The sequence below is a fragment of the Pseudoflavonifractor sp. MSJ-37 genome, from assembly GCF_018917965.1.
Classification (GTDB): Bacteria; Bacillota; Clostridia; order Oscillospirales; family Oscillospiraceae; genus Pseudoflavonifractor_A.
This window is the reverse complement of record NZ_JAHLPP010000001.1, coordinates 493,746-514,148: the sequence shown is the minus strand read 5'-3', so window position 1 is coordinate 514,148 and position 20,403 is coordinate 493,746. Positions and strand designations below refer to the sequence as shown.

The window sequence follows — 20,403 nt, the reverse complement described above, 5'->3', positions numbered from 1 at the left end:
GGAGCATGATGCTCGACCGTGAGATCAGCCCAGGAAGAACTGGCTGACGGTCAGGACCAGACCGGAGAACACGATGGAGACCGTGGACACCAGCTTGATCAGGATATTCAGGGAAGGACCGGAGGTGTCCTTGAAGGGATCGCCCACGGTGTCGCCGATGACGGCGGCCTTGTGGCAGTCAGAGCCCTTGCCGCCGTGCTTGCCGGACTCGATATACTTCTTGGCGTTGTCCCAGGCGCCGCCGGCATTGGACATGAACACGGCCATGGCGAAGCCGGTGACGGTCACGCCGCCCAGCAGGCCCACGACGCCCTCCACGCCCAGGACGCAGCCGGTGACGATGGGCACCACGATGGCCAGCAGAGAGGGGGCCACCATCTCATGCAGAGCGCCGCGGGTACACAGGTCTACGCAGGAGGCATAGTCGGGATCGGTCTTGCCCTCCATGATGCCGGCGATCTCGCGGAACTGGCGGCGGACCTCCACCACGATGGACTCGGCAGCACGCTGGACGCCGCTCATGGTCAGGGCGGCGAAGATGAAGGTGAGCATGGCGCCCACGAAGATGCCCACCAGGACGGCGGGGTTGGTCAGGGACAGGTCGATCGCGCCGTCCACCTTGCCCTTCACCACGTCCACATAGGACACGAGGAGAGCCAGAGCAGTCAGGGCGGCGGAGCCGATGGCGAAGCCCTTTCCGGTGGCGGCAGTGGTGTTGCCCAGAGAGTCCAGCGCGTCGGTGCGGTCCCGGACCTCTTCGCCCAGGCCGCTCATCTCGGCGATGCCGCCGGCGTTGTCGGCCACGGGGCCATAGGCGTCGGTGGCCAGAGTGATGCCCAGGGTGGACAGCATGCCCACCGCGGCGATGCCGATGCCGTACAGGCCCTTGTTGAAGAGCTCCGCATAGCCGTCGGAAGAGGTGGACAGGGAGCCGCCGGCGGCCAGGAAGGAGACGATGATGGCCACGCCCACGATGATCACGGGAGCGGCGGTGGACTTCATGCCAAGAGAGATGCCGCCGATGATGGTGGTGGCGGCGCCGGTCTCGGTGGAATCGGCCAGCTCCTGAGTGGGCTTGTAGGTGTCAGAGGTGTAGTACTCGGTGAAGTAGCCGATGGCACAGCCGGCGATCAGGCCGGCCAGGATGGCCACATAGACGCCCATCCGGCCGTCGAGGATGATATAGGTCAGCGGAGCGGCCAGGATGGCGGCCAGAGCGGCAGCCGTGTAGGTGCCCTTCCGCAGGGTGCCCAGCAGGTCGCGCTGAGTGGCGCCCTCTTTGGTGCGGATCAGGAAGGTGCCCAGCACGGAGCAGATCACGCCCACCACGGCGATGGACAGGGGCAGGAGCATGGCGTTCCAGCTCAGGCCGTCCGCGGCATAGGCGGAGGCGCCCAGCGCGAAGGTGGCCAGGATGGAGCCCACATAGGACTCGTACAGGTCAGCGCCCATGCCGGCCACGTCGCCCACGTTGTCGCCCACGTTGTCTGCGATGGTGGCAGGGTTGCGGGGGTCATCCTCAGGGATGCCGGCCTCCACCTTGCCTACCAGGTCGGCGCCCACGTCGGCGGCCTTAGTGAAGATGCCGCCGCCCACACGGGCGAACAGCGCCATGAAGGAGGCGCCCATGCCGAACATGACCATGGTCTGAGCGATCTTCACGGCATCATAGCCGGCCACATAGCGCAGGATGTGGAACCAGATGGACACGTCCAGCAGGCCCAGGCCCACCACAGTGAAGCCCATGACCGCGCCGGAGGAAAAGGCCACGTTCAGGCCCCGGTCCAGGCTCTCGTGCGCTGCGTGGGCGGTACGGGCATTGGAAGAGGTGGCGATCTTCATGCCGACGAAGCCCGCCAGAGCGGACCAGCAGCCGCCGGTCAGGAACGCGAAGGGGATGAACCAGTTGTCCAGCTGATGGCTGGCCACCAAGACGATCAGCACCACGAACACCACCACGAAGATCTTGGCCACGGTGGTGTACTGGCGCTTCAGGTAAGCGTTGGCGCCCTTGCGGATCGAGGACGCGATCTTCTGCATCAGTTCCGTGCCCTCAGAAAACCGGAGCACCTTCCGGCTCTGGATCAGCGCGAAGAGGAGCGCGATTGCCGCGCCCAACGCCCCGATCCAGAAAAAGTTCTGTGCGTTGTTCATTTTCCCATCTCCTTATTTCATTGATCCTCCCGGGAGACAGCAGGATGACCGTCTCCGTTTCCTCGGACCGTATGATTCTATCGCATCTATCCCATGATTTGCAACCTCTTCCTTCATTTTTATAATACCTCGCAGTTTATTTTTACCTTTTGAATAGTTTTTCCCGCTTTTTCTGTCGCTTTTTATTCAATTCTCACCAGCGTTTTGGCAAAAAAAGGGGAGCGCCATCCGCCTGTTCGTACGCAAGGGATGAACAGGAAGACAGCGCTCCGTCCTTCAGCACGGTACGCTCAGGCGACCCACTCGCTGTGGATCAGGCCCACCAGATACCATCGCTCTCCATAGGGCGCGAACACCAGCTTGAGGGCGCACCAGTCGAACTGGCCCCGTCCCGGGTCGATGCCTGGGAAATAGTACTCGATGAACCGGTCTCCGGCAAAGACCTCGCCCACGTTCTCCAGCGCGTTGCCGGAGGAACGCACTTCATCCACCGACTGCTCCGGGGCATGAAGATAGTCGGCATCGTACACATACTGCCGGAAATAGTCGGGGATGGTCAGGCCGATCTCCCCGCCGTTCCCGGCACGGAAGCCCCAGAGATAGACGCTCTCGTCCTTCTCCGCCCTAGCGATCTGGTCGGGCAGGAAGCACAGGTCATGCTCCGGATCCACTGTCGAGTAGGGCGTACACGTCACGCCCCGGGCGGGATGGACCATGCGGCTCAGCGCGGAGAAGTCCTCCTCTGCCAGCGCGGTCAGGACGGCCTGTCCCTGCTCCAGCAGAAGCCCGTCGTCCTCCACGTCCAGCTTGGGGCGGGATACGGCCCGGACCGCAGTGGTCCCACGGCTGGTCAACACCGTCGCCGCGGCGGTGCGCATCGTGTTCCGGGTGGGGGCAGCCGCTCCGAAGGAGAAGCCGCCGAGGGTGAGCAGTCCGATCCCGATACAGCAGCACAGTGCTGACAGGCCCATCAGGACGGCTGTTTTCTTCATCAGGACACCTCGTCTCATATTTGCTTCTGGACTGCGCTATTTTATCGGAAAATACCCGCTGATGCAACAACAAATCGGTTACGATCTGAGCGGAGCGCATCCGGCCCCCTCACTTTCCGGGCTTGCGGCTTCGCCCCGCCCGCATTATAATAGAGGTATACCGGAGCGTTCCGATATCATGACTATGAGGTGAACCAGTATGCATGAGCATGAACTGCAGTTCCATATCCAGTGCGGTCCCGGCGATGTAGGCCGGTACTGCCTCCTGCCCGGCGATCCGGGCCGGTGTGAGAAGATCGCCGCCTATTTCGACGATCCCGTGAAGGTCCAGTCCAACCGGGAGTACACCACCTATACCGGCACCCTCCTGGGTGAGAAGGTCAGTGTCTGCTCCACCGGCATCGGCGGCCCCTCCGCCGTCATCGCCATGGAGGAGCTCCATAAGATCGGCGCGGACACCTTCATCCGGGTGGGCACCTGCGGCGGCATCGCCCTGAAGGTGAAGAGCGACGATGTGGTCATCGCCACCGGCGCCGTCCGCCATGAGGGCGCCAGCCGGGAGTACGCTCCCATCGAGTTCCCCGCCGTGTCCGACTATGAGGTCCAGGATGCCCTGGTGGCCGCCGCCAAAGACCTGGGCAAGCCCTGGCACGCCGGCGTGGTCCAGTGCAAGGACTCCTTCTACGGCCAGCACGATCCCGACCGGATGCCCGTGTCCTATGAGCTCCTGCACAAGTGGGAGGCCTGGAAACGGCTGGGCGTCCTGGCCTCCGAGATGGAGTCCGCCGCCCTCTTCTGCTGCGCTGCCGCCCTGGGCGTCCGGTGCGGCTCCTGCTTCCACGTGATCTGGAACCAGGAGCGGGAGAAAGCCGGTCTGGATCAGGAGGAGAGTCATGACCTGACCGCCGCTCTGGACGTGGGCATCGAGGCCGTGAAGAAGCTGATCCTGGCCGATCGGGCTAAGGCCAGAGGCTGAACCCCCATCCAGACATTACGAAGGAAGTGTTTCCAATGATCCGCAAAGCCATCCCCAGCGACCTCGACAGCGTGGTCGATATCTATGACGCCATCCTCCGCCGGGAGGAGCAGGGCACTGTCTGCACCAATTGGAAACGGGGCCTCTATCCCACCCGGGAGACGGCGGTGAAGGCCGGGAAAGCCGGGACCTTCTATGTGGACATCCAGGGCGGCGACGTGGCCGCCGCCGCCAACTTGGATCAGATCCAGCCCCCGGAGTACGCCAAGATCCCCTGGACCATCCCTGCCCGGAAAAACCAGGTGCTGGTGATCCACACGTTGGTGGTCCACCCGGTGATCGCCGGCCGCGGCCTTGGACGGAGCTTCGTCGCCTTCGCCGAGGGCCTGGCCGCCGGCATGGGCTGCAAGGCGGTCCGACTGGATACCTGGGAGCACAACGAGCCCGCCAAGAAGTTCTATGAGAAGCTGGGCTATCATCTGGCCGGCAGCGCCCCCTTCCGCTTCGAGGGCGTGATCGATGAGACTCTGGTCTGCTTCGAGAAGGCGATCGGCTGATCCGGACGAAAAGGCCCGCCGCGGACGAGCTGTCCAGCGGCGGGCCTTCGTTCTATCCCGATATGCGTATGCGGCGGCCGGGTCAGGCCCGCTCGGCGGTGACCAGACGGACCAGGACCTCCACCATCTTCTCCAGCGCGTAGGTGGGGATATATTCATAGACGCCGTGGAAGTTCACGCCGCCGGTGCAGAGGTTGGGACAGGGCAGGCCCTCGTAGGACAGCCGGGCGCCGTCGGTGCCGCCCCGGATGGGCACCTCCACCGGTGTGACGCCGCAGTCCTCCATGGCCGCCCGGGCCTTGAGGATCAGGTACATATGGGGCTCGATCTTCTCCCGCATATTGTAATACTGGTCCCGGAGCTCCAGCTCCACAGTGCCCGCGCCGTACTTGTCGTTCAGGTAGGCGGCGTTCCGCTCCATCACGGCCTTCCGGGCCTCGAACCGGGCCCGGTCATGGTCCCGGATGATATAGCGGAGCTCCGTCCGGGTCTCATTGCCCGCCATATCGCTCAGATGATAGAAGCCCTCATAGCCCTCCGTGTGGGCGGGGGTCTCCGCCGCGGGCAGGAGGGAGACGAACTCGTGGCCGATCAGCAGGGCGTTCTTCATCTTGTTCTTGGCGGAGCCGGGGTGGATGTTCACGCCGTGGACGATCACCCTGGCCCCAGCGGCATTGAAGTTCTCATATTCCAGCTCGCCCAGCTCGCCGCCGTCCACCGTGTAGGCCACCGCCGCGCCGAAGCCCTCGATATCGAAGTGGTCAGCTCCGGCCCCCACCTCCTCGTCCGGGGTGAAGCCCACGGCGATGCGGCCGTGTGGGATCTCCGGATGGGCGGCCAGATGGGCCATGGCGGAGACGATCTCGGCCACGCCGGCCTTATCGTCCGCCCCCAACAATGTGGTGCCGTCGGTGACGATCAGGTCCTTCCCCACATATTTGGACAGGCTCTCGAACTCTGCGGCCCGCATGACGATGCCCTGCTCCTCATCGAGGACGATATCGCCCCCCTCGTAGCGGACGATCCGGGCCTTGACTCCGGCCCCGGAGGCATCGGGAGAGGTGTCCATGTGGGCGATGAGGCCCATGCAGGGGATGCCCTCACAGCCGGGCGTGGCGGGGAGCCAAGCGTAGACATAGCCCTGCTCCGTCATATGGGCGTTCTGGAGCCCCATCTGGGACAGCTCCGCCGCCAGCTCCTGTCCCAGGAGCCTCTGCTTCTCCGTGGTGGGAACAGTACCGCTGTCCTCGTCTGACTGGGTATCATAGGAGATATACTTCAAAAAGCGTTCGATCACATCCATATGCCGCACTTCCTTTCGGGTCCTGGCCCTGGCGATGTCCCTGGGCCCATCCGACTGGGACGGGATCCGTCTCCGGCCGGCATGTTCCTATATCTTGTCCCGCATGGCCGCCGTCCGCGGCCGCAGTCCTGTCTTTTATTATATCACAAAAGGAGTGACAGTGCTATGCCGATCTTCCAGACCGACTCCTTCCGTTCCAGTGACGGCGTCCACATGATCCAGTGCCGGGCCTGGCTGCCGGAGACGGCTCCTCGTGCCACGGTCCAGCTGGTCCACGGCATCTCCGAGCATATGGGGCGGTACGCCCCCTTCGCCCGCTGGCTGACGGAGCACGGCTTCGCCGTGTTCGGACACGACCACCTGGGCCACGGCCATACCGCCTCCGGCCCGGAGGAGTACGGCTCCTTCGGCCCCAGGGACGGCTGGGACCATCTGGCTCTGGACACCCGCCTCCTGTCCAAGCGGATCGAGGCCCGGTATCCCGGTCTCCCCCACTTCCTGCTGGGCCACTCCATGGGCTCCTTCGTGGCCCGGACCTGCCTGATCCGCTGGCCGGGCTTCGTGGACGGATGCATCCTCTCCGGCACCGGGCAGGAGAACGCTCTGCTGGTGGACTTCGGCCGGGGGCTCTCCGGCCTGCTCAGCGCCCTCCGGGGCACCGGCAGCCGGAGCGGTCTGGTGACCGCTCTGTCTCTGGGCGCCTACAACGCCCAATTCCGGCCCGACCATACTCCCAACACCTGGCTCAGCCGGGACCCGGATGCGGTGGAGGCCTACAATGCCGACCCGCTCTGCCAGTTCGTCCCCACGGTCGGGATGTTCCGGGATATGCTGGGCGGCATCCGCTTCCTCTCCTCCCCCGCCCGGATCGCCCGGATGGATCCCCACACGCCGATCCTCTTCCTCTCCGGGGACCAGGACCCGGTGGGCGGCCGGGGCCGGGGCGTGCGCAGGGCCGCCCGCCTCTTCCGGGAGGCCGGTGTGGAGGACGTGACCGTCCTCCTCTACCCCGGCGGCCGCCACGAGATGCTCCAGGAACTCAACAAGGAGCAGGTCTACGCCGACGTGCTCGCCTGGCTGGAACAGCATCTCCCCGCCTGAACCGTCCTTCTCCCGTCCCCGCGGATCCTCTCACCGGGTCCGCGGGGACTTTTTATTTCCCTGCTCGGAAACTTCCGGTTGACATCTCGGTCCCGTCATGCTATCATCCATCTATACCCCTCCCCCCCGGGGGGTATTGAGAATCGTTTGGAGTTTCAAAAAGGAGGACTGCCCTATGATGGCAGACCATGACAAGATCCTGCGCCTGCTCAAGACCGCCCGCGGCCAGTTGGATGGGATCGTCCGCATGGTGGAGGAGGACCGCTACTGCATCGACATCTCCACCCAGGTCATGGCCGTCGAGGCCATGCTGGACCGGGTCAACAAGGAGATCCTGACCGCCCATCTGGAGCACTGCGTCAAGCACGCCGCCAACGATCAGGAACGTCAGCAGAAGATCGACGAATTCGTCGATACATTGGGCAGGATATTGAAGTGATCCTGACCGTATCTTTCCACGAAAGGACATGAGGTCTCTATGAGACAAAAGTTCAACGTCACCGGCATGACGTGTACCGCCTGCTCCGCCCATGTGGAAAAGGCCGTCCGCAAGGTGGAGGGCGTCTCCTCCGTCAGCGTCAGCCTGATGACCAACTCCATGCTGGTGGACTACGACGAGTCCGTGGTCCAGCCCAGCGGCATCATCCACGCCGTCACCGAGTCGGGCTACGGCGCGTCCCTCCCCGGCGCCGCCGCCAAGGCGGACCCCCAGGCCGGGCAGAAAGCCGCCTCCGAGGCCATGGCTGAAGAGCTGAAGCACATGAAGTTCCGGCTCATCTTCTCCTTCTGCTTCCTGATCCCCCTGTTCTACCTGTCCATGGGCCACATGATGGGCTGGCCCCTCCCCCCCATCTTCCTGGGGATGGACAACGCGATGATCTTCGCCCTCACCCAGTTCCTGCTGGTCCTGCCGATCATGTATGTGAACGACAAGTATTACAAGGTGGGCTTCAAGACCCTGTGGCACCGGGCCCCCAATATGGACTCTCTGATCGCGCTGGGCTCCACCGCCGCCGTGGTCTACGGTCTGGTGGCCCTCTATCAGATCGCGTTCGGCCTTGGACACATGATCGACGGCGAGATGGACCACGCCCGGGTCATGAAGTGGTCTATGGACCTGTACTTCGAGTCCGCCGGCATGATCCTCACCCTCATCACTCTGGGCAAGTATCTGGAGACCCGTTCCCGGGGCAAGACCGGCGAGGCGATCTCCCGTCTGATGGACCTGGCTCCCAAGACCGCCACCGTCCTCCGGGACGGCCAGGAGGTGGAGGTCCCCGTGGACGAGGTGGCCGTAGGCGACCAGATCGTGGTCAGGCCCGGCGGCCGCATCCCTGTGGACGGTGTGGTGGTGGACGGCTGGTCCTCCGTGGATGAGTCCGCCCTCACCGGCGAGCCGATCCCGGTGGAGAAATCCGCCGGGTCCAAGGTGGCCGCCGCCTCCATCAACAAGTCCGGCACCTTCACCTTCGAGGCCACCCGGGTGGGCGAGGACACCACCCTGGCCCAGATGATCCGTCTGGTGGAGGAGGCCTCCGCCTCCAAAGCCCCCATCGCCAAGCTGGCCGACCGGGTGGCCGGCGTGTTCGTCCCCACCGTCATCTGCATCGCCCTGGTCACTGCCGCCGTGTGGACCGTGGTCACCGGCGACCCGGGCCGGGCCCTCACCGCCGGCGTGGCCGTGCTGGTGATCTCCTGCCCCTGCGCGCTTGGCCTGGCCACCCCGGTCGCCATCATGGTCGGCACCGGAAAGGGCGCTGAGAACGGCATCCTCATCAAGTCCGCCGAGGCGCTGGAGACCCTCCACACCATCGACACCGTGGTGCTGGACAAGACCGGCACCCTCACCGAGGGCAAGCCCCGCGTCACCGACCTGATCCCGCTGAACGGTACCGAAGAGGCGGAACTCCTCTGCGTGGCCGCTTCGCTGGAGAAGCCCTCGGAGCACCCGCTGGCCTCCGCTATCGTCTCCGCCGCCGAGGAGTCCGGCATCCCGCTGGCCCCCGTCACCGACTTCTCCGCCATCCACGGCAAGGGCATCCGGGGCGACATCCAGGGCGCCCGGTTCCTGGCGGGCAACACGGCGCTCCTCTCGGAGTCCGGCGTCCCCCTGGCCGACGCGGAAGCCCGGGCCGACGCGCTGGCCCAGCAGGGCAAGACCCCACTGTTCTTCGCTAAGGACGGGGCCCTCATGGGCATCATCGCCGTGGCTGACACCGCCAAGCCCACCAGCGCCGCCGCGGTGGCCGGGTTCCACGCCCTGGGCATCCGGGTGGTCATGCTCACCGGCGACAATGAGCGCACTGCCCAAGCGGTCGGCAAGGGCCTCGGCGTAGATGACATCATCGCCCAGGTCCTGCCTCAGGACAAGGAGCGGCAGATCGCCGCGCTCCAGAGCCAGGGCAAGCGGGTCGCCATGGTAGGCGACGGCATCAACGACGCTCCCGCCCTGGCCCGGGCCGATGTGGGCCTGGCCATCGGCGCCGGCACCGATGTGGCCATCGAGTCCGCCGACATCGTGCTCATGAAGAGCGACCTGATGGACGCGGTCTCCGCCGTCCAGCTCTCCAAGGCCGTGATCCGCAACATCAAGCAGAACCTGTTCTGGGCCTTCTTCTACAACGTGATCGGCATCCCTCTGGCGGCCGGCGTGTGGTATCCCCTGATCCACGTGATGCTCAACCCCATGTTCGCCTCCGCCGCCATGAGCATGAGCTCTGTGTGCGTGGTCACCAACGCCCTGCGCCTGCGCCTCTTCCAGCCCAAGCTGCCGGAGGCCTCCGCGGGGACCTCCACGCCCGCCGTCCACACGGCCGTGCCCCGCCAGCCCGTCTCCGCCTCCCCCGCGGCTCCTGCCGCAGCTGGAGAGGCCCCCGGCCGTCTCCTGTCCATCGAGGGCATGATGTGCGCCCACTGCACCGGGCGGGTGGAGAAGGCTCTCTCCGCCATCGACGGCGTCTCCGCCGTGACCGTAGACTTGGAACACAAGTCCGCCGCGGTCCGGCTGTCCGCTCCTGTGTCCGATGAGGTCCTCACCAGGGCCGTCACCGACGCGGGCTATGAAGTCACCGGCATCCGGAGCCTCGTGCCCGGAGCCCAAGGAAAGGAAGGATCCTCTATGACCAAGAAGCTGATCATCGAGGGCATGATGTGCTCTCACTGCACCGGACGGGTGGAGAAGGCCCTCTCCGCCATCGACGGCGTCTCCGCCGTGACCATGGATCTGGAGGGCAAGTCCGCCACGGTCCAGCTCTCCTCCTCCGTGTCCGATGAGGCGCTCACCAAGGCCGTCACGGACGCCGGGTATCAGGTCACCAGCATCGCCTGATCCCCACTCCCCCGAAACGCCGCCGGACCTCTGATCCGGCGGCGTTTCAGCTGTCTTTGGGCAGATCGCATCTTGTCAGTCTCCCAGCCTGTGCTATAATGAACAAATGCTTATCCCATCCATATGAAGGAGGTATCCCCATGGCCGATTCCGTGACCGCTCCCCGGCCCCTGTTCCGCCGGGAGGCCCTGACCCGGCTGATCGTCCCGCTGGTGATCGAGCAGTTCCTGCTCATGAGCGTGGGCATGATGGACACCGTCATGGTGACCACCGCCGGACAGGCCGCCGTCTCCGGCGTCTCGCTGGTGGACAACATCAACCAGCTCATCATCCAGATCTTCTCCGCCCTCTCCACCGGCGGCGCGGTGATCTGCTCTCAGTATCTGGGACGGCAGGACGTAGAGGACGCCCGCACCGCCGCCAAGCAGCTCCTCTACACGGTGTTCGGTCTGGCGCTGGTGCTCATGGCCGGAGCCCTGTGCTTCCGTCAGCACATCCTCTCCCTCCTGTTCGGCAACATCGAGTCCGATGTCATGGACAGCGCTCTGGTCTACTTCCTGGCCACAGCCATGGCCTACCCCTTCATCTCCCTCTACAATGCCGGAGCCGCCCTGTTCCGCTCCATGGGCAACAGCAAGGTGTCCATGTTCAACTCCCTGATCGTGAACCTGGTCAACGTGGCGGTGAACGCGGCGCTCATCTACGGCTGTCATATGGGCGCGCTGGGCGCGGGCATCGGCACGCTGGTCTCCCGGATCGTGGCGGCGGTGTTCATCCTCTACCTCCTCCAGCACCACGACAATCTGCTGAAGATCGAGGGCTTGTTCCAGGTCCGGATCCGGCGGGACATGGTGGGCCGGATCCTCACCATCGGCATCCCCAACGGTCTGGAGAACGGCCTCTTCCAGGCGGGCAAGCTGGTGGTGCTCAGCCTGATCACCACCTTCGGGACCAACGCTGTGGCCGCCAACGCCATCGCCAACAGCGTCGCCGGCGTGGTCTGCGTCCCCGGTCAGGCAGTCGGCCTGGCCATGATCACCGTGGTGGGACAGTGCATGGGCGCCCGTCAGCCAGAGCAGGCCGTCTCCTACGCTTGGCGTCTGGTGGGCATCGTCTACGCCGCCATGGGCACCATGTCCGTCCTCATGTTCCTGTTTTCCGAGCAGGTCTGCTCCATCTTCCAGCTCACTCCGGAGGCCGCCGCGATGGCCGCTCTGTGCCTGCGCTGGTGCATGGTGTTCTACCTCCTGATCTGGCCCCTGGCCTTCACGCTCCCCAATGCCCTGCGGGCCGCCGGCGACGCCGTGTTCACCATGGCGGTGTCTCTGATGTCTATGTTCCTGTTCCGCATCGCCTTCAGCTATGTCCTCTCCTGTAGCTGGGGCTTCAGCATGGGCCTTCTGGGCGTGTGGATCGCCATGATCATCGACTGGGGCGTCCGCTCCCTGGTCTTCGTGATCCGCTTCTGCCGGGGCGGCTGGAAGAAGATCCAGCTCATCTGACTGGATCGGCCGAACGATCCCATAGACGAATAGACGAAGCGATCCCCCATCCGGAGCTTCCGGATGGGGGATCGCTTTTCGATCTGGATGGGGGCCGGCGCTCAGCGCTGACCCTTGTCGTAGGGGATGCCCTCGGCCTTGGGGGCACGGGAGTTCTTGGAGGTGAAGGCCAGGATCACCATGGAGGCGATGAAGGGCATCATGTTGTAGACCTCCTTGGGCCAGGCCAGCACGGACAGGAACGTGGAGTCCGCGATGTTGGCCAGGGCGCGGAAGAAGGCGAAGAAAATCGCCGCCAGGAAGATCCGGTGGGGCTTCCACTGGCCGAAGATCATGACGGCCAGGGCCAGGAAGCCCATACCGGCCACGCCGACCTCGAAGTTCCAGCTCTGCACGGAGGGCACGATGTAGGCGAAGCCGCCCAGTCCGCCCAGCACACCGGAGATGATGACGCCGGCCCAGCGCATCTTGTAGACGTTGATGCCCACAGAGTCCGCCGCCTGAGGATGCTCACCGCAGGCACACAGACGCAGGCCGAAGCGGGTCTTGTACAGCACCACATAGGACGCCACGAGGATGGCCAGACCCAGGACCAGGAAGATGCTCACGTCCAGAGGGCCGATCTTGAACAGGAAGGCGCTGTTGGAGTAGTCCAGCTTGGCGGACTGACTGCCGTTGACCTGCTTGGCGATGACCATGGCCAGCGCCGTGGCCAGCACGTTCAGGGCGGTGCCGCCGATGGTCTGGTCTGCCTTCAGGTTCACCGAGGCGAACGCCAGCAGGCAGGCGTAGATCATGCCGGACAGGCCGGCGATCAGCACGGACAGGATCACCACCACCGCGGCGGGACTGCCGCCCAAGACCTTCATGGCGATGATGCCGGCCAGGCCGCCCACCACCATGATGCCCTCCAGAGCGATGTTGATGATGCCGGAGTGCTCTGAGAACATGCCGCCCAGGGCCACCAGCATCAGGACCATGGTGTACAGCAGGGTATATTTAATCAGAAGCAGCATTACGCCTCACCCTCCTTTTTCGGCTCCGCAGCCGCAGGCGCGGGCTCCGCGTTCACATTGGTGTCGTCCTTGCTCTTGAACACACGGCCCAGAGCGCCACGGAAGAGCAGGGCGAAGGCGCACAGATAGATGATGACGCCGGAGATCACGTCGGCCACCTCAGGCGGGAAGACGCTGGCGTTCATGAAGCCGCCGCCCGTGCTGATGTGAGAGATGAACAGCGCGGAGAAGATGATGCCGATCGGGTTCGAGGAGGCCAGCAGGGCCACGGAGATGCCGTCGAAGCCGATGCCCGGCAGGGCGGTGGAGTTCATGGGAGACCACTCCGCCACGCCGGACAGATAGTACAGGCCCGCACCGAAGCCCGCCAGAGCGCCGGCGATGACCATGGAGAGGACGATGTTCCGTTTCTCGTTGATGCCGGCATACTTGGCGGCGTCCTTGTTGATGCCGCAGGCCTTCAGTTCATAGCCGAAGGTGGTCTTGTCCACCACGATGTAGACGATCACCGCCACCAGGATGGCCAAGAAGATGGCGATGGTCGTGGAGCGGTTCTTGAAGAAGGTGCCCAGGCCGAAGTCGGGGATCACCGCGTCCGGGAAGGTGTTGCGGAGAGACCAAGTCTTGGTGGTCTTGACGTCATACATGGGGCTGGAGCCGCCGCCGTACATGATGGTGTTGACGGCATACAGGCCGATCCAGTTGAACATGATGGCGGTGATGACCTCGTTGATGTTCAGGTACGCCTTGAACAGGCCGGGGATCGCGCCCCAGACCGCGCCGAACAGGGCGGAACAGATCAGGCAGGCCCACCAGGGCAGATGGAGCATGGAGGCCGCAAAGATCGCGCCGAAGGCGCCCACGGTGTACTGTCCGGCGGCGCCGATGTTGAACAGGCCGGTCTTGAAGGCGAAGCCGACTGAGAGGCCCGTCATGATCAGGGGCGCGGCGGAGGCGATCTCACGGCCGATGCCGATGGGCCGCATGAAGAAGCCGCCCATGAGGATGGGCTTGAAGCCGGAGCTCCAGGCATTGGACAGGACCGCGCCGAAGTCCACGGCGTCCCCGCCCTTGGCCGCGTTCACCCAGCTCAGGATCACCAGGCAGAGGAAGCCGATGACCAGACCGATCAGGATGCACAGCAGAGAGGCCAGCAGAGCCATCCCGCTCCCCCGCTTGGCGCGCAGGGTCTTTTTGTTCTCACTCACGATCGGTGTCCTCCTTCCGTGCGCCGGCCATATAGAGGCCCAGCTCCTGCACGTTGGTCTGCTTGGGGTCGAACTCGCCCACGATCTCGCCCTCGTACATGACCAGGATCCGGTCGGACAGGTCCATGACCTCGTCCAGCTCCAGCGAGACCAGCAGGACGGCCTTGCCCTTGTCCCGCTCGGCCACGATCTGGCGGTGGATGTACTCGATGGCGCCCACGTCCAGACCGCGGGTGGGCTGGACCGCCACCAGCAGATCCGGGTCCTTGTCGATCTCACGGGCGATGATGGCCTTCTGCTGGTTGCCGCCCGACATGGAGCGGACCACCGTCACCGGCCCCTGTCCGGAGCGGATGTCGTACTGGCCGATCAGGCGGTCGGCATACTCCCGCACAGGGCCGGACCGGATGAAGCCGCCGTGCTGGAACTCCGGCTCCCAGTAGCGCTGGAGCACCAGGTTCTCCTCCAGCGTGTAGTCCAGCACCAGGCCGTGCTTGTGCCGGTCCTCGGGGATGTGGCTCATGCCGCTCTTGGAGCGCTCCCGGACACTGGCCCTGCTGATGTCCTTGCCGCAGAGCCGGAACGTACCGCCGCTCTGCTGGACCAGACCGGTCAGGGCGTAGACCAGCTCAGTCTGGCCGTTGCCCTCGATGCCGGCCAGGCAGACGATCTCGCCCGCCCGGACCTGGAAGGACACGTCCTTCACCGCGTCGTTCTTATGGAGCTTGGAGGGCACGGTGACGTGCTCCACGTCCAGGATCACGTCACCGGGCTTGGCCGGCTCCTTATGGACGGAGAACTCCACATTGCGGCCCACCATCATCCGGGACAGCTCCTCCTTCGTGGTGTCCGCGATGTCGACGGTGCCCATGTACTTGCCCTTGCGCAGGACGGTACACCGGTCGGCCACCGCCATGATCTCGTTGAGCTTATGGGTGATGAAGAGGATGCTCTTCCCCTCTTTGGCGAAGCTCCGCATGATCTCCATGAGCTCGTCGATCTCCTGAGGGGTCAGGACGGCGGTGGGCTCGTCGAAGATCAGGATCTCATTGTCCCGGTAGAGCATCTTCAGGATCTCGACCCGCTGCTGCATGCCCACGGAGATATCCTCGATCTTGGCGTCAGGGTCCACCTTCAGGCCGTAGCGCTCAGAGAGCTCCACCAGCTTTTTGCGGGCCTCCGCTTTCTGGAGGATGCCGCCCTTGCAGGGCTCCACGCCCAGGATGATGTTGTCCAGGACAGAGAACACCTCCACCAGCTTGAAGTGCTGATGGACCATGCCGATATGCAGGTCGTTGGCGTCGTTGGGGTTGCGGATCTCCACGACCTTGCCGTTCTTCTTGATGGTGCCCTTCTCCGGCTGATAGAGGCCGAAGAGGACGCTCATCAGGGTGGATTTGCCGGCGCCGTTCTCCCCCAGGAGGGCATGGATCTCGCCCTTCTTCAACTGCAGCGTCACATCATCATTGGCCTTGATGCCCGGAAATTCCTTCGTGATGTGGAGCATTTCGATGACATATTCGTCCAAAGGATCACTTCCTCCGCTTTTGTCCATAGGGCCGCTGGCTGTCCCATGGCTGGCTGTCTCCTGTTATTATATACTATCCGTTTCAAAATGGGAACCTTCTTTTTCACGATGATCCACCATCTGGACATAAAAAGGGGCGCACCGTCCGCTTGAGACGATGCGCCCCTGCGCTAACGCACTGTTAGAGCCCGTTCGGCCAGCTGTTTAGCCGATCTCGTTGACGGTGGTGTGCTCGGACACCTGAGGCATGGCGGAGATGTCGTTGCTGATGGCGATGCTGCCGTCCTTGATGCCGTCCACCAGGGTCTGATACTCGTCCTTGGTGAAGGTCTTGAAGCACCAGGAGGCGTCATCGGTGGGCAGACCCACATAGTCGCCCTCGGCCAGAGACATGGTCAGGAATTTACCGCCGTAGTTGTCCCAGTTGCCGTTGTTCAGGTCGTCCAGAGCGGTCTCGGTGGTGGCCTGCAGGCCCTTCATGGCAGAGGTCAGGAAGGGGTTGTAGGAGTACTTGGCAGAGCCATCCTCGTTCTTGGCCTCGCCCACGGGATGCTGGTCCACGTCCACGCCGATGACCATGCCGTCGTACTGGACCGCGGCCTCGACCGCAGAGGTGTAGATGCCGCCGCCGCAGGCGAAGACGATCTCCGTGCCGTTCTGGTACCAGCCCTCCATCTTGGCGGTGATGGTGGCGTCGCCGAAGAACTGGCCGCCGTAGGTGTAGTTGATCTGGATGTCCTTGTCCAGAGCCTGCGCCGCGGCATCAGCGCCCTGCACATAGCCGTAGCCATAGCGCTGGACAGCGGGCACAGCCATGCCGCCCAGATAGCCCAGCTTGGTGTAGCCGTCCGCCACAGCGGCGTAGCCGGCCAGATAGCCGGCCTGCTCCTCGGCGAAGGTGATGCAGACGCTGTTGGCGGCGGCATCGGTGCCCAGGTCGCCGGAGCCCACGTCCACAGCGATGAACTTCACATCGGGGAACTGGTCCTGCGCGGTGGCCAGAGCCTCGCCGAACAGGTAGCCGGGCATGACGATGACGTTGGCGCCCTCGTTCACCGCCTGGGTGATGGACACCAGACGGGCATCCGTGGAGTCCTCGGTGGGCTGATAGTAAGTATAGTCCACACCGTTGGCCTTGCTCCACTCCTCGACGCCCTGCCAGCAGGCCTGATTGAAGGACTCATCGTCGATGGTGCCCACATCGGTGACCAGAGCCACCTTGGAGACGACAGCGGCATCGCCGCCGTCCGAGGGAGCGGCGGAACCGGCGGGAGCCGCGGACTGGGCGGCATTGCCGCCGCCGCAGGCGGCCAGGCTGCCGACCATGCCGGCGGACAGGAGCAGAGCAGTGATCTTATTGAGGTTCTTCAATGTGATCTACCTTCCTTTCTGATGCTGAGGGGATGCCCATCGGCGATAAGCGTGCCGATGATCTCGATATACAGCCTGATTATATAACATGACAGTCGAAAGCGCAACCTCATTTTTCATTTCTGTGTGATATCATTAATAAAATGTTACAGAAGTAAAGAGAGCTTCTCTGTTTTTCCAGAAAAGCCCTCTTTTTTCCTGATTTCATTTCCCGTGAAGTTCACGGATCCAAAGTCAGCCCTGCTTGACCAGCTTCACCAGCGCGCTGGCGCCGATGCGGCTGGCACCGGCGTCGATCATGGCCTGCGCCTCCTCGAAGGAGTGGATGCCTCCGGCGGCTTTGATCTTCACATCGGGGCCGATGTGGGCCTTGAACAGGGCCACGTCTGCCACAGCGGCTCCGCCGGTGGAGAAGCCGGTGGAGGTCTTGATGTAGTCCGCACCGGCCTCAGTGACCAGCTGGCACATCTTGATCTTCTCCGCCTCGGTCAGGAGGCAGGCCTCTACGATGACCTTCAGGATCCGGCCCTGGCAGGAAGCCTTGATGGCTTTCATCTCGGCCAGCAGATCGTCCCAGCGCTGATCCTTGACCCAGCCCACGTTGATGACCATGTCGATCTCATCGGCACCGTTCCGGATGGCATCCTCGGTCTCGAACACCTTCACGGCGGTGGTGGAGTAGCCGTTGGGGAAGCCGATGACCGTGCAGATCTTCAGGCCGTCACCCACATAGTCGGAGGCCTGCTTCACATAAGAAGCGGGGATGCACACAGAGGCGCACCGGCAGGCTCTGCCGTCATCACAGATCGTGCGGATCTGGTCCCAAGTGGCCTCCTGCTTCAGGAGCGTATGGTCGCAGAGGGTGAGGATGTGGTCGATATCCATGCTGTTCCATTCCTTTCTGGGCCCGGTCCTGCCGGGCAGCGTGTTCCACTATACGTCAGTTTCCCGGGAAAGTCAATGTCTCCCGGCGGGGTCACTTCACCCGGATCAGCTCGTAGGAGCGGGTGCCGATGCCGATCGCCTCCGCGTGGGAGAGGCAGGTCCTCCAGTCCGTCTCCGGGAAGTTGTTGATGAAGTGGTCGTGGTGGTCGCAGAACCCCTCGGCGTGCATGTTCTCGTCCAGCCGGGAGCCGGGGATGGGCTGCTGGGCCATGCAGGCATCGGCACAGGCCTGATCCAGAGCTACCGGGTCGAAGGAGGCGAACATGCCAACATCGGGCAGGATGGGCACATCGTTCTCCCCATGGCAGTCGCAGAAGGGGGACACGTCCACCACCAGGCTGATATGGAACTGGGGTCGGCCCGCCACCACGGCCTTGGTGTACTCGGCGATCTTGGCATTGAGCTCGTCGTTGGCACAGCTGTTCCGATTGACGATCGCGTCGAAGTTACAGGCGCCGATGCACCGGCCGCAACCCACGCATTTGTCCGGATCGATGACGGCCTTCCGGTCCTCCCCGTAGGAGATGGCGTTCTGACCGCACTGCTTCACACACTGGTGACAGCCCACGCACTTCTTGGCCCGGACCTCAGGCTTGCCGGCGTTGTGCTGTTCCATCTTGCCCGCCCGGCTGCCGCATCCCATGCCGATGTTCTTCAAAGTTCCGCCGAAGCCGGTGGCCTCGTGGCCCTTGAAATGGGTCAGGGAGATGAACACGTCGGCATCCATGATGGCCCGGCCGATCTTGGCCCGCGTCACATAGGTGCCGCCCTCCACGGGGACCTCCACATCGTCGGTGCCCTTGAGGCCGTCGCCGATGATGATCTGGCATCCGGTGCTGAAGGGCGAGAAGCCGTTCTCATAGGCGGCGTCCATATGCTCCAGCGCGTTCTTCCGCCGTCCCACATACAGAGTGTTGCAGTCGGTGAGGAACGGTACGCCGCCCAGGCTCTTCACCACGTCGGCCACCACCTTGGCGTAGTTGGGCCGCAGGAAGGACAGGTTGCCGGGCTCGCCGAAGTGGAGCTTGATCGCCACCAGCTTTTTGTGGAAGTCGATGTCCCCGATCCCGGCGGCGCGGATCAGCCGCTCCAGCTTCTGGAGCAGTCCGTTCCCTTCCTTCGTCCGCAGGTCGCTGAAATATACCTTGGCCTTTTCCATGGTCGCATTCTCCTTTTCCATCTGGTTTCTCCCGGTCTCCGGTCAGTCGGCCCTGTTCTCCAGCAGGGCCTCCTCTTCCTTTCGAAACATCATCAGGAACGCCGCCAGCAGGAGCGCCCCGGGCACCAAGGCCGCCCGTTCCATCAGGTGCGCGCTCACCTGGGCGCCCACGGCAGCTCCGAGGATGAAGCACAGGATGATGCCGTAATACTGCACTGCCTTCTGCCGGAGCTCCGGGTCCCGGGTCCGCAGATAGTGGTAGAGCTTCTCTGTGCCGCTCCGCAGGTTGCCGGTACACATGGTGGTCGCGAAGGCGTTGCCGTTGACCTTTCGGAAGCTCTCCACCTGTACCGCGCAGACGAAGGCCACCGCCACGTTGGCCGCCATGTTCCACGACTGGGGCAGGAAGGCCACCGCCGCTACGATGCACATCTCCGCCAGCACGCTGAACTGCCTCCAGTGGATGCCGGGCCGGCCCTTATACCGGCTCCGGATACACTCGGCCACGATCACGCCCAGGGCGAACGCCAGCACCGGCACCAGATAGGTCAAGGCGGTGTACCACTCCCCCCGGAACAGGTGGATGCCCAGCAGGACCATATTGCCCGTCTCCGCGTTGGCGAACACCTTGCCCCGTACTGTATAGGAATAGGCGTCCAAGGACCCGCCCGCCAGCGCCAGGACCGCCCCCATCCGGAAGGTCTCTGACATCTGCTTCTCTCGTTTGTCCATCGTGTCTCCTCCTCAGCCCCGGTACGTCCTCCCAATCGTATCATACCACAGTCTCAAGCGCCGCGCCACACAAAAGAGCGGGCCTTCCGGCCCGCTCCCGCGTATCGCTGGGGTCTGTCTCGCTGTTGGTCTGTCCGGTCAAAAGGACAGGCCCAGACTGCCGGTGATGCTCTGCATGGAGGAAGCCATATCGCTCTCCGCGCTCCGCATGGCCTCGTTCACCGCCGCCATGATCATGTCCTGGAGCATCTCCACATCGTCAGGGTCCACTGCCTCAGGGTCGATGGTGAGGGCCTTCAGCTCATGCTTGCCGGTCACGGTGGCCTCTACCATGCCGCCGCCGGCCTTGACCGTATACTCCTTCTCCTGAAGCTCCGCCTGCATCCGCTGCATATCCGCCTGCATCTTCTGGGCCTGCTTGATCATATTCATGTTGATGCCGCCCATGCCGCCCATCCCGGGACGGCCGCCAAATCCTTTTGCCATGGTCATTTCCTCCTTGGGCCGTCTGCGCGGCCGCTGTATTTCGAT

17 protein-coding genes are annotated in these 20,403 nt (G+C 63.8%); 6 read left to right on the top strand and 11 right to left on the bottom strand.

The genetic code is table 11. The annotated features are described in order from the left end of the window. Positions 1-24: 24 nt before the first annotated feature. Together KQI12_RS02360 and KQI12_RS02355 are read right to left on the bottom strand one after the other, a co-directional pair. Entirely contained in the window at positions 25-2,154 is a 2,130-nt protein-coding gene (locus tag KQI12_RS02360; RefSeq protein ID WP_216570307.1) for a sodium-translocating pyrophosphatase, read from the bottom strand. Positions 2,155-2,444: 290 nt separating this feature from the next. Next, a complete protein-coding gene (locus KQI12_RS02355; protein WP_216570305.1) occupies positions 2,445-3,146 on the bottom strand; it encodes a hypothetical protein in 702 nt (233 codons plus the stop codon). Positions 3,147-3,345: 199 nt separating this feature from the next. On the opposite strand from KQI12_RS02355, the gene udp reads away from it, so the two are divergent. Beyond that, complete coding sequence (gene udp, locus KQI12_RS02350; protein WP_216570303.1) at positions 3,346-4,122, top strand: uridine phosphorylase; 777 nt, start codon at positions 3,346-3,348, stop codon at positions 4,120-4,122. A 35-nt stretch (positions 4,123-4,157) separates the two neighbouring features. Continuing rightward, positions 4,158-4,679 (top strand): GNAT family N-acetyltransferase, encoded by a 522-nt coding sequence (locus KQI12_RS02345; protein WP_216570301.1) that lies wholly within the window; start codon positions 4,158-4,160, stop codon positions 4,677-4,679. Between the two features lie 82 nt (positions 4,680-4,761). Here KQI12_RS02345 and pepT read toward each other — a convergent pair whose 3' ends face one another. Beyond that, positions 4,762-5,982 (bottom strand): peptidase T, encoded by a 1,221-nt coding sequence (gene pepT / locus KQI12_RS02340; RefSeq protein ID WP_216570299.1) that lies wholly within the window; start codon positions 5,980-5,982, stop codon positions 4,762-4,764. A 165-nt stretch (positions 5,983-6,147) separates the two neighbouring features. Here pepT and KQI12_RS02335 point away from each other — a divergent pair, with 165 nt between their 5' ends. The 4 genes from KQI12_RS02335 to KQI12_RS02315 all read left to right on the top strand — a co-directional run bounded on the left by KQI12_RS02335 (position 6,148) and on the right by KQI12_RS02315 (position 11,913). Next, positions 6,148-7,083, top strand: a complete 936-nt coding sequence (locus KQI12_RS02335) for an alpha/beta hydrolase (protein ID WP_216570297.1) — start codon at positions 6,148-6,150, stop codon at positions 7,081-7,083. Between the two features lie 175 nt (positions 7,084-7,258). Then, positions 7,259-7,522: a metal-sensing transcriptional repressor gene (locus tag KQI12_RS02330; protein WP_216570296.1), complete on the top strand. Its 264-nt coding sequence runs from the start codon at positions 7,259-7,261 to the stop codon at positions 7,520-7,522. A gap of 39 nt (positions 7,523-7,561) precedes the next feature. Then, complete coding sequence (locus KQI12_RS02325) at positions 7,562-10,411, top strand: heavy metal translocating P-type ATPase (RefSeq protein ID WP_253290775.1); 2,850 nt, start codon at positions 7,562-7,564, stop codon at positions 10,409-10,411. 140 nt (positions 10,412-10,551) lie between these two features. Then, on the top strand, positions 10,552-11,913 hold the full coding sequence (locus tag KQI12_RS02315) for an MATE family efflux transporter (protein ID WP_216570295.1): 1,362 nt from the start codon (positions 10,552-10,554) through the stop codon (positions 11,911-11,913). Between the two features lie 101 nt (positions 11,914-12,014). On the opposite strand, the gene KQI12_RS02310 is transcribed toward KQI12_RS02315, so the two are convergent. From KQI12_RS02310 to KQI12_RS02275, 8 genes are all read right to left on the bottom strand, one after another. Then, positions 12,015-12,929: an ABC transporter permease gene (locus KQI12_RS02310; RefSeq protein WP_216570294.1), complete on the bottom strand. Its 915-nt coding sequence runs from the start codon at positions 12,927-12,929 to the stop codon at positions 12,015-12,017. Further along, positions 12,929-14,137, bottom strand: coding sequence for an ABC transporter permease (locus KQI12_RS02305; RefSeq protein ID WP_371817928.1), 1,209 nt, complete (start codon positions 14,135-14,137; stop codon positions 12,929-12,931). Before KQI12_RS02305 ends, KQI12_RS02310 begins: the two co-directional genes overlap by 1 nt. Continuing rightward, positions 14,130-15,665, bottom strand: a complete 1,536-nt coding sequence (locus tag KQI12_RS02300) for an ABC transporter ATP-binding protein (RefSeq protein WP_305849784.1) — start codon at positions 15,663-15,665, stop codon at positions 14,130-14,132. The genes KQI12_RS02305 and KQI12_RS02300 overlap by 8 nt, the downstream gene beginning before the upstream one ends. A 204-nt stretch (positions 15,666-15,869) precedes the next feature. Beyond that, positions 15,870-17,036 (bottom strand): BMP family protein, encoded by a 1,167-nt coding sequence (locus KQI12_RS02295; protein WP_253290774.1) that lies wholly within the window; start codon positions 17,034-17,036, stop codon positions 15,870-15,872. A gap of 234 nt (positions 17,037-17,270) precedes the next feature. Then, positions 17,271-17,921 carry a deoxyribose-phosphate aldolase gene (deoC, locus tag KQI12_RS02290; protein ID WP_216570293.1) on the bottom strand — a complete coding sequence of 217 codons (651 nt, stop codon included), beginning with the start codon at positions 17,919-17,921 and terminating at the stop codon, positions 17,271-17,273. A 91-nt stretch (positions 17,922-18,012) separates the two neighbouring features. Beyond that, complete coding sequence (locus KQI12_RS02285) at positions 18,013-19,140, bottom strand: DUF362 domain-containing protein (RefSeq protein ID WP_216570292.1); 1,128 nt, start codon at positions 19,138-19,140, stop codon at positions 18,013-18,015. 42 nt (positions 19,141-19,182) lie between these two features. Next, positions 19,183-19,872: a YoaK family protein gene (locus tag KQI12_RS02280; RefSeq protein ID WP_216570290.1), complete on the bottom strand. Its 690-nt coding sequence runs from the start codon at positions 19,870-19,872 to the stop codon at positions 19,183-19,185. 138 nt (positions 19,873-20,010) lie between these two features. After that, complete coding sequence (locus tag KQI12_RS02275; RefSeq protein ID WP_216570288.1) at positions 20,011-20,358, bottom strand: YbaB/EbfC family nucleoid-associated protein; 348 nt, start codon at positions 20,356-20,358, stop codon at positions 20,011-20,013. Positions 20,359-20,403 lie beyond the last annotated feature (45 nt).